Genomic DNA, 6,612 nt, shown 5'->3' on the forward strand with positions numbered 1-6,612 from the left:
ATCTTGATAATGTTGAAGCTTATTGCAGCGGATACAAGATGAGTGATCCGATCACCTCCGAGGAGCATGATCCCGACGAGAAGCTGATGCGCTCCATCGAGGAGCAGATCGGCATTACCGAGAATCAGAAGCGGGCATTCCGCGAGGAGATTCTGATCAAGATTTCCTCTTATGCACGCCGGGGGCGGCAGTTCGAATATACTTCACACGAGCCGCTGAAGGATGCCATCGAGAAGAAGCTGTTTGCCGATCTTAAGGATGTTATCAAAATCACCACATCGACGATCAACCCGGATGAAGCCCAGGTAAAACGGATGAACGAGGTGTCCCGCCGGCTGATCGAGCATAACGGCTACTGCGCTACTTGTGCCAACGAACTGATGAAATATGTCGGCAGCTTGCTGAACCGGTAAATACCACGCGGGAGGTGACGAACATGGACAAACGTTTGTTCATGATCGCGCGCGACGACTGGTCGCTGCACCGCAAGGGAGAGCTCGACCAGGAACGTCATAAGCGCAAGGTAAAAGAAGCAATCCGGCAGAATCTTGCCGATCTGGTCAGTGAAGAGTCCATCATTATGCCGCAAGGAGACAAAGTCATCAAAGTGCCGATCCGCAGTCTGGACGAGCCTAAGTTCCGTTACAACTATAAGAATGAGCCGCAGGTCGGTCAGGGCCAGGGCGGTACCCAGGTCGGTGATACAATCGGCCAGGCCGGTCGGCCAGGGTCTACAGGTCCGGGTAAAGGCGGCCGCGAAGCCGGAGAGCTGCCAGGCGAGGATGTGTATGAGGCTGAAGTGACGATCGATGAGCTGGCGGAGCTGGTCCTTGAGGATTTACAGCTGCCGAGGCTGAAGCCGAAGGCTTCGCCCGACATGACCGTGCCGGACATCCGCTTCGACGATGTGCGCAAGCAGGGCATGATGTCGAACGTCGACAAGCGGCGTACGCTGTTCGAAGCGATCAAGCGCCAGGCGCTGAGCGGCGGGCTGTCCCCTCAGGTGGCCGCCGAGTCCTATTCGCTGCCGGAGCTCCCGTCTTCCGCGGGCTCCGTGCTTGGACCGATTACAGAAGATGACCTGCGCTACAAAACCTGGGAGGATATCCGCCGTCCGCAGTCCTCAGCAGTTGTGCTGGCGATGATGGATACCTCCGGCTCCATGGGTACTTTCGAGAAGTATGTGGCCCGCAGCTTCTTTTTCTGGATGACCCGGTTCCTGCGGACCAAATACGACAATGTGCAGATCCGTTTCCTGGCCCACACTACAGATGCCAAAGAGGTCGACGAGGAAGCCTTCTTCCACAAGGCGGAAAGCGGGGGCACGAAATGTTCCTCCGTCTATGAACTGGCGCTGCGTATTCTGGAGAATGAATATCCGCCAGGCCAGCATAATGCTTATGCGTTCCATTTCTCTGACGGTGACAATCTGGACAGCGATAATCCGGTTACACTCCGTCTGGCAGGCGAACTGCTGGAAAGGGTTAATATGCTCGGTTACGGTGAAATCCGCCAGAATGTATACGGAAGCAAACAGCTGTGGGAAGCCCTGTCCGCGTTATCCTCCCCCTCCTTCACCCGTTCACTGCTGAAGGAAAAGGAGGATGTCTTCAAAACGCTGCAGGCCTTCTTCGGCGAAGAGCTGGCAAGCTGAAATTACGGTTTATCCAATCTGGAGGTGAGACGATGCTGCTGGACAATGAAATGCTGCTGCTGGAGCAGTCGGTGGAGCAGCTGACTGCCCTGGCGCTGGAGAACGGGCTGGATTTTTTCCCGATGCGCTACCAGATGTGCCCTCCCGAGGTGCTCTACTCGATCGGCGCCTACGGGATGCCGACCCGGTTCGCGCACTGGAGCTTCGGCAAGGCCTATCACCGGATGAAATCGGAATATAACCACGGCCTGAGCAAAATCTATGAGCTCGTCATTAACTCCGACCCCTGCTACGCCTTCCTGCTGGACAGCAATACGCTGCTGCAGAACAAGCTGATTGTGGCGCATGTGCTCGGGCACAGTGATTTCTTCAAGAACAACGCCATGTTCGGCGGAACCGACCGGAGCATGGTAGAGCGGATGGCGGTCTTCGCCGACCGGATCGACCGGTTCAGCCAGGAATACGGGGCTGATGAGGTCGAGCGGTTCCTTGACGCTGGCATCGCCATCCAGGAGCATGTCGATCCGTTCCCCGCCCGCTCCGGCCATGCCGGAGGTTTCCGTGAAAGTGACGGCGGGGTGAAGGATGTCATCGGCTTCATCGCCTCGCGCAGCCTGTACCTTGAGGAATGGCAGCGCGAGATTCTCCACATGCTGCGCGCCGAAATGCTCTATTTCTGGCCGCAGATGGAGACGAAGATTATGAACGAGGGCTGGGCCAGCTACTGGCATCTCAAGCTGGTGCGAGAGCTGGAGCTCACCGATTCGGAAATTATTGAATTCTCCAAGATGAACTCCGGCGTAATCCAGCCCTCCCCGGGGCGGATCAATCCTTATTATCTCGGGCTGATGATGCTGCGGCATATCGAGAAGAAGGAGGGCTTGGCGGCGCTGTTCGAAATCCGCGAGATGGAATCGGATGTCTCCTTCATCCGCAACTACCTGACCCGCGGGCTGGCTGAAGAGATGGACTTATTCCTGTATAAGCAGGAGGGGCAGGCATACAAGGTGACCGCAAACAGCCTGGATGAGATCAAGGATAACCTCATCCGCTCACGGACTAACGGCGGCTTCCCCTATCTGACAGTCAAGGATGATGACCTGCACGGCCGCGGTGAGCTGCTGATCTACAACCGCTTCGAGGGACTGGAGCTGGACCGGAAATACGTGGAACGCACACTGCCGATGGTCCATTTGCTCTGGGGCCGGTCGGTTCACCTGCAGACCATCGTGAACGGCAAGGAAAAGACCTATTCCTATGACGGCAAACAGCTTGCCGGATAACGGCACACCGGAGAAGTGAATGTTGCTGCAAAAGACCCGCCAAACTTCTGGCGGGTCTTTTGCAGCAGTGCTTCACATTGAGCAGAAACAGCCGGTCTCACATTAGGGCGGCACCGGCAGGTTCTGCCAAGCATAACGGCCGAGGGCTATCCAACTGCGGCTCGAATGATGATCGTAGAGAAGCTTCACTCCTGATGGATCACCGGCCCGCGGCTTCCTCTTCCAGTCTCTATGCTTAAAGAAACCAATCCGGAAACCATTGTTTCAGCGATTTAAGCTTGGCCTCGGTCTGAATCGCTCCCCCGCCCTCATGGGCGTTGAACGGATAAATGTTGATTTCTTTCTCCCCGGCAATCCGGTTATAGGTGGCAAAATACATCTCCGGCGGGCAGGTTTCATCCTTCAGGGCTACGGAGGCAAGCACCTTGCAGGTAATCCGCCCGGCCATATTCATCGTATCGAAATAGCTCAGCTCATTCATCACCAGATCCAGTTCTTCCGGATGCCGGCGGAGGTAGTCGGCTACACCGGCAAATGCACCATGCTCCCCCTCAATTCTCCGCACTAGATTACTGTTGCTCGGAACATCTGCGAGTGCTGCTGCAGGCCTGTCATCCAGCGCGGCCATTGCCATCGTCAAAGCTCCACCCTGGCTGCCGCCTTCAACGACAATCCGCTTAGCGTCCACTTCCGGCTGGGCGCAGGCAAAATCGATCGCCTTCATACAGTCCATATATTGATAGCGGTAATAATACTCATATTTGCTGCGCACACCTTTACTGGCCAGGTTCATGGAGTATCCCCAGGATGAGGGGGCCCGGCTGCCGGTGCGTCCGCCTTGTTCCCTGCAGTCAATCGACACCACGGCGAAGCCCATCAATACCCAGTGCATGAACTCGGAGGGCTCTCCCCGGCTGCCCGTGAAACCGTGATAATGGATGAGGCATGGGTATTTCTCCTTTTGCATGAATTCAGGAACAATATACCAGCCGCACACTGGCGTTGAATCCATCCCGTCAAAGCTGATCTCATATACGCTCACTTGCTCAATGGGATAGGTTATTTTTTGTCTGCTGCTATTCAAGGGAACTGCCCTAGCCTCGGAAATGGTTTCCTCCCAAAACCGGTCAAAGTCCTCCTGCCGGGTAAGCTCCGGCATATAGTTGAACAATTCCTTCGTAACATCCTCCAGGTAACCCATGTTCTCTTCTCCCTTAATGCTTATTTCCGAACATCATTCTGTGATGCCAAAATCATGCAGCAGCTCCTGAGTATCGAGTGCAGGCAATCCCAGCGGGTCGCGTAAGTTCTGCAGCTTCTCCACGAGATCCGCTTCGTTCGCATACGCGTATGGGCTCTTCCATTCCGATTTCAGCGTAAACAGTTCACTGGATGCAGGCTTCATGGAGTTATAATTCAGAATCCAGCTCTTCAGCTGATCCTTGCTGATATCGGTACGGATATTATCGCCCAGAATGTCGATGATCTCCCCCCCACTTGGCAACTCCGCTCAAGGAATCCAGCTTATCCAGGATGAGGTTCAGCACCTCCTGCTGCCGTTCATTCCGGGAGAAATCGGACGACTCTGCGGTTCCCCGGTTGGATTTACGGTAACGGACGAAATCCAAAGCTTCTTTGCCGCTTAAATGCTGCATCCCTTTTTTCAGGTCAATATTGGTGCCGTCGGCATTATCCACGTACCGCATATCCATCGGCACATTGATATCCAGCCCGCCAAGCTCATCCACGATACTGCTGAACGCTGCAAAATTAATCAGAATCATATGCTCGATATCCATTTGCAGGACACTGCCGTAGAACTCTTTTGTTTCGCTTAAATCCTCGTCCTTGTTATGTGCGTAATAATAGGCATAGTAGTAATTGGCCTTATGCGAGCCGATCTCACTGCTTGTAATCTTCAGATCACGTGGGATCGACAGGATAGACAGCTTCCTGGTAACAGGCTCATAAACCACCGGCATCAGCACATCCGTATTCAGCGTCCCTCCGCTACCGCTTCTGTTGTCCACACCGGCGAGTAAAAAGGTAAGCGGCTTATTATCATCCTTTTCCTCCGCCGCATCATTGTCTGCCGATGCCCCCGGCACTGGTGAGGCAGGACCAGCGGTTTCAGCGGGAGCCGTTCCCGATGCCGAGATCCGGTCAAGCGCCCGTTCAGCTTTAAAATACAGTGTTCCGGCATAGACAGTTCCGGCGATTAGACATGTACCTAATACAGCTGAGACACTAAGCAGTGTCTTGCGCGTACGTTTTTTGCTGCGCTGTGCCTTCCTTCTCTTGCTTCGCTCCTCCATTCCCTTCCTCCTGCTTCCATCTCATTAATGTTATAAGTTGTAAATGATTATACCATAGGCTAATGAAGTCGCTTACTAAAAAGTGGAAGAGATGCGGGGCGTATCATTGAGGTGTAATTACATGCAGGCCTTTTCGAAAGGTGTATAATGATAGGAACTTACCAAAAAAGGATGTCATGACATGCTTCTTGCTGTGAACCGTGCGCTTAACCGGATGATGCCGCTGATCACTCCCCTGAGTGTCCTGACCGGGGTGCTCTGTGGCAGTGCGCTTACTCCTTACACCTTTTTGTCTCCTTGGCTGTTTGCTTTTATGACGTTTGCCGGCAGCATCAGTCTTGGATTTAAGGATTTCGTGAACGTGCTCAAAAAGCCCCTGCCGCTATTCGCCTGCTTATTTATCCTTCATATTGCCATGCCGCTGGTTGCCTTCGGGCTCGGGAATGTGCTCTATCACTCGGATGAATTCACCATCACCGGCCTTGTGCTTGCTGCGGTGATTCCTACGGGGATCAGCAGCTTTATCTGGGTCAGTATTTATAAAGGCAACACCGCTCTCACCCTCTCGATCATATTGATCGACACGCTGCTGGCTCCCTTTATCGTACCGGGTGTTCTATCCGTGCTGATTGGAACCAGTGTGGAACTGGATACCTGGGCCATGATGAGCAGCCTTTTCTGGATGATTGTCGTGCCCTCTTTGCTGGGCATGGTGCTTAATGAATGGAGCAAAGGGGCGGCCGCTCCCGTATGGAGCCCGAGGCTGAACCCGCTGTCCAAACTGTTCATGGCTGCCGTGATTATGATTAACGGGTCTGTTATTTCCCCGTACCTGACGGACATCAATCTGCATCTGGTCGGTCTAGCCGCTGTTATTGTGCTGATGGCTTCCACCGGCTATTGCCTTTGCTTCTTCACCGCCAGGCTTCTGCGCTGGAACGAAGCAGATGAAGTCGCGCTGCTCTTCAATGGCGGCATGCGCAATATCAGCGCCGGCGCGGTACTCGCGGTGTCCTATTTCCCCGCCCCGGTCGCCGTTCCCGTCGTACTCGGAATGGTATTCCAGCAGCTGCTCGCTTCGCTGGTAGGCTTCCTGCTCGGCCGCCGCTCCAGGGTAAATCATGCAGCCGACCGGACTTCAGCGGCTTGAGCGAAGGCCGAGGGATAGGGTGAGTAAGCCCCCGGCTTCTAACCCGGTCCCTACCGGCTCGATTGGAGCCAGTGGGGCTGAAGGGCTGATGTCCGTCTGCGGCGAAATCAAGGGGATTTTTACCTCTATTTCTCCCAAATTGCCCGCTTGCGCCGAAATCAAGGGGATTTTTACCTCTAATTTCCCCATATTGCCCGCTTGCGCCGAAAT

General features: G+C 54.3%; 7 protein-coding genes and 1 pseudogene. 4 read left to right on the plus strand and 4 right to left on the minus strand.

Going from position 1 to position 6,612, the window contains the following annotated elements; translation table 11 throughout:
• The 3 genes and pseudogenes from AQR02_RS34525 to AQR02_RS17815 form a co-directional block, all read left to right on the plus strand.
• A pseudogene (locus tag AQR02_RS34525) lies at positions 1 to 413 on the plus strand (protein prkA); the annotation flags it as partial.
• A gap of 23 nt (positions 414 to 436) precedes the next feature.
• The gene (gene yhbH, locus AQR02_RS17810; RefSeq protein ID WP_054941626.1) at positions 437 to 1,654 is read left to right on the plus strand and encodes a sporulation protein YhbH; all 1,218 of its coding nucleotides are present in this window, start codon (positions 437 to 439) and stop codon (positions 1,652 to 1,654) included.
• Between the two features lie 32 nt (positions 1,655 to 1,686).
• Entirely contained in the window at positions 1,687 to 2,937 is a 1,251-nt protein-coding gene (locus AQR02_RS17815) for a SpoVR family protein (protein WP_054941627.1), read from the plus strand.
• A gap of 235 nt (positions 2,938 to 3,172) precedes the next feature.
• Here AQR02_RS17815 and AQR02_RS17820 read toward each other — a convergent pair whose 3' ends face one another.
• Genes AQR02_RS17820 through AQR02_RS17830 form a run of 3 tightly spaced genes read right to left on the minus strand, consistent with a single transcriptional unit; the run spans position 3,173 to position 5,252 of the window.
• Positions 3,173 to 4,138, minus strand: a complete 966-nt coding sequence (locus AQR02_RS17820) for an acetylxylan esterase (RefSeq protein ID WP_054941628.1) — start codon at positions 4,136 to 4,138, stop codon at positions 3,173 to 3,175.
• 33 nt (positions 4,139 to 4,171) lie between these two features.
• Entirely contained in the window at positions 4,172 to 4,441 is a 270-nt protein-coding gene (locus AQR02_RS17825; RefSeq protein WP_054941629.1) for an LCP family protein, read from the minus strand.
• Complete coding sequence (locus tag AQR02_RS17830; RefSeq protein ID WP_054941630.1) at positions 4,401 to 5,252, minus strand: LCP family protein; 852 nt, start codon at positions 5,250 to 5,252, stop codon at positions 4,401 to 4,403. The genes AQR02_RS17825 and AQR02_RS17830 overlap by 41 nt, the downstream gene beginning before the upstream one ends.
• A 181-nt stretch (positions 5,253 to 5,433) precedes the next feature.
• Between AQR02_RS17830 and AQR02_RS17835 the strand changes: the two genes are divergently transcribed.
• On the plus strand, positions 5,434 to 6,402 hold the full coding sequence (locus AQR02_RS17835) for a bile acid:sodium symporter family protein (protein WP_054941631.1): 969 nt from the start codon (positions 5,434 to 5,436) through the stop codon (positions 6,400 to 6,402).
• Here the strand turns inward: AQR02_RS17835 and AQR02_RS33115 are convergent.
• A partial coding sequence (locus tag AQR02_RS33115; RefSeq protein ID WP_209444175.1) for a hypothetical protein occupies positions 6,391 to 6,612 on the minus strand: 222 nt, incomplete at its 5' end. The genes AQR02_RS17835 and AQR02_RS33115 overlap by 12 nt on opposite strands.

Origin of the sequence: Paenibacillus ihuae (assembly GCF_001368795.1) — a bacterium.
Taxonomy (GTDB): domain Bacteria; phylum Bacillota; class Bacilli; order Paenibacillales; family Paenibacillaceae; genus Paenibacillus_AQ; species Paenibacillus_AQ ihuae.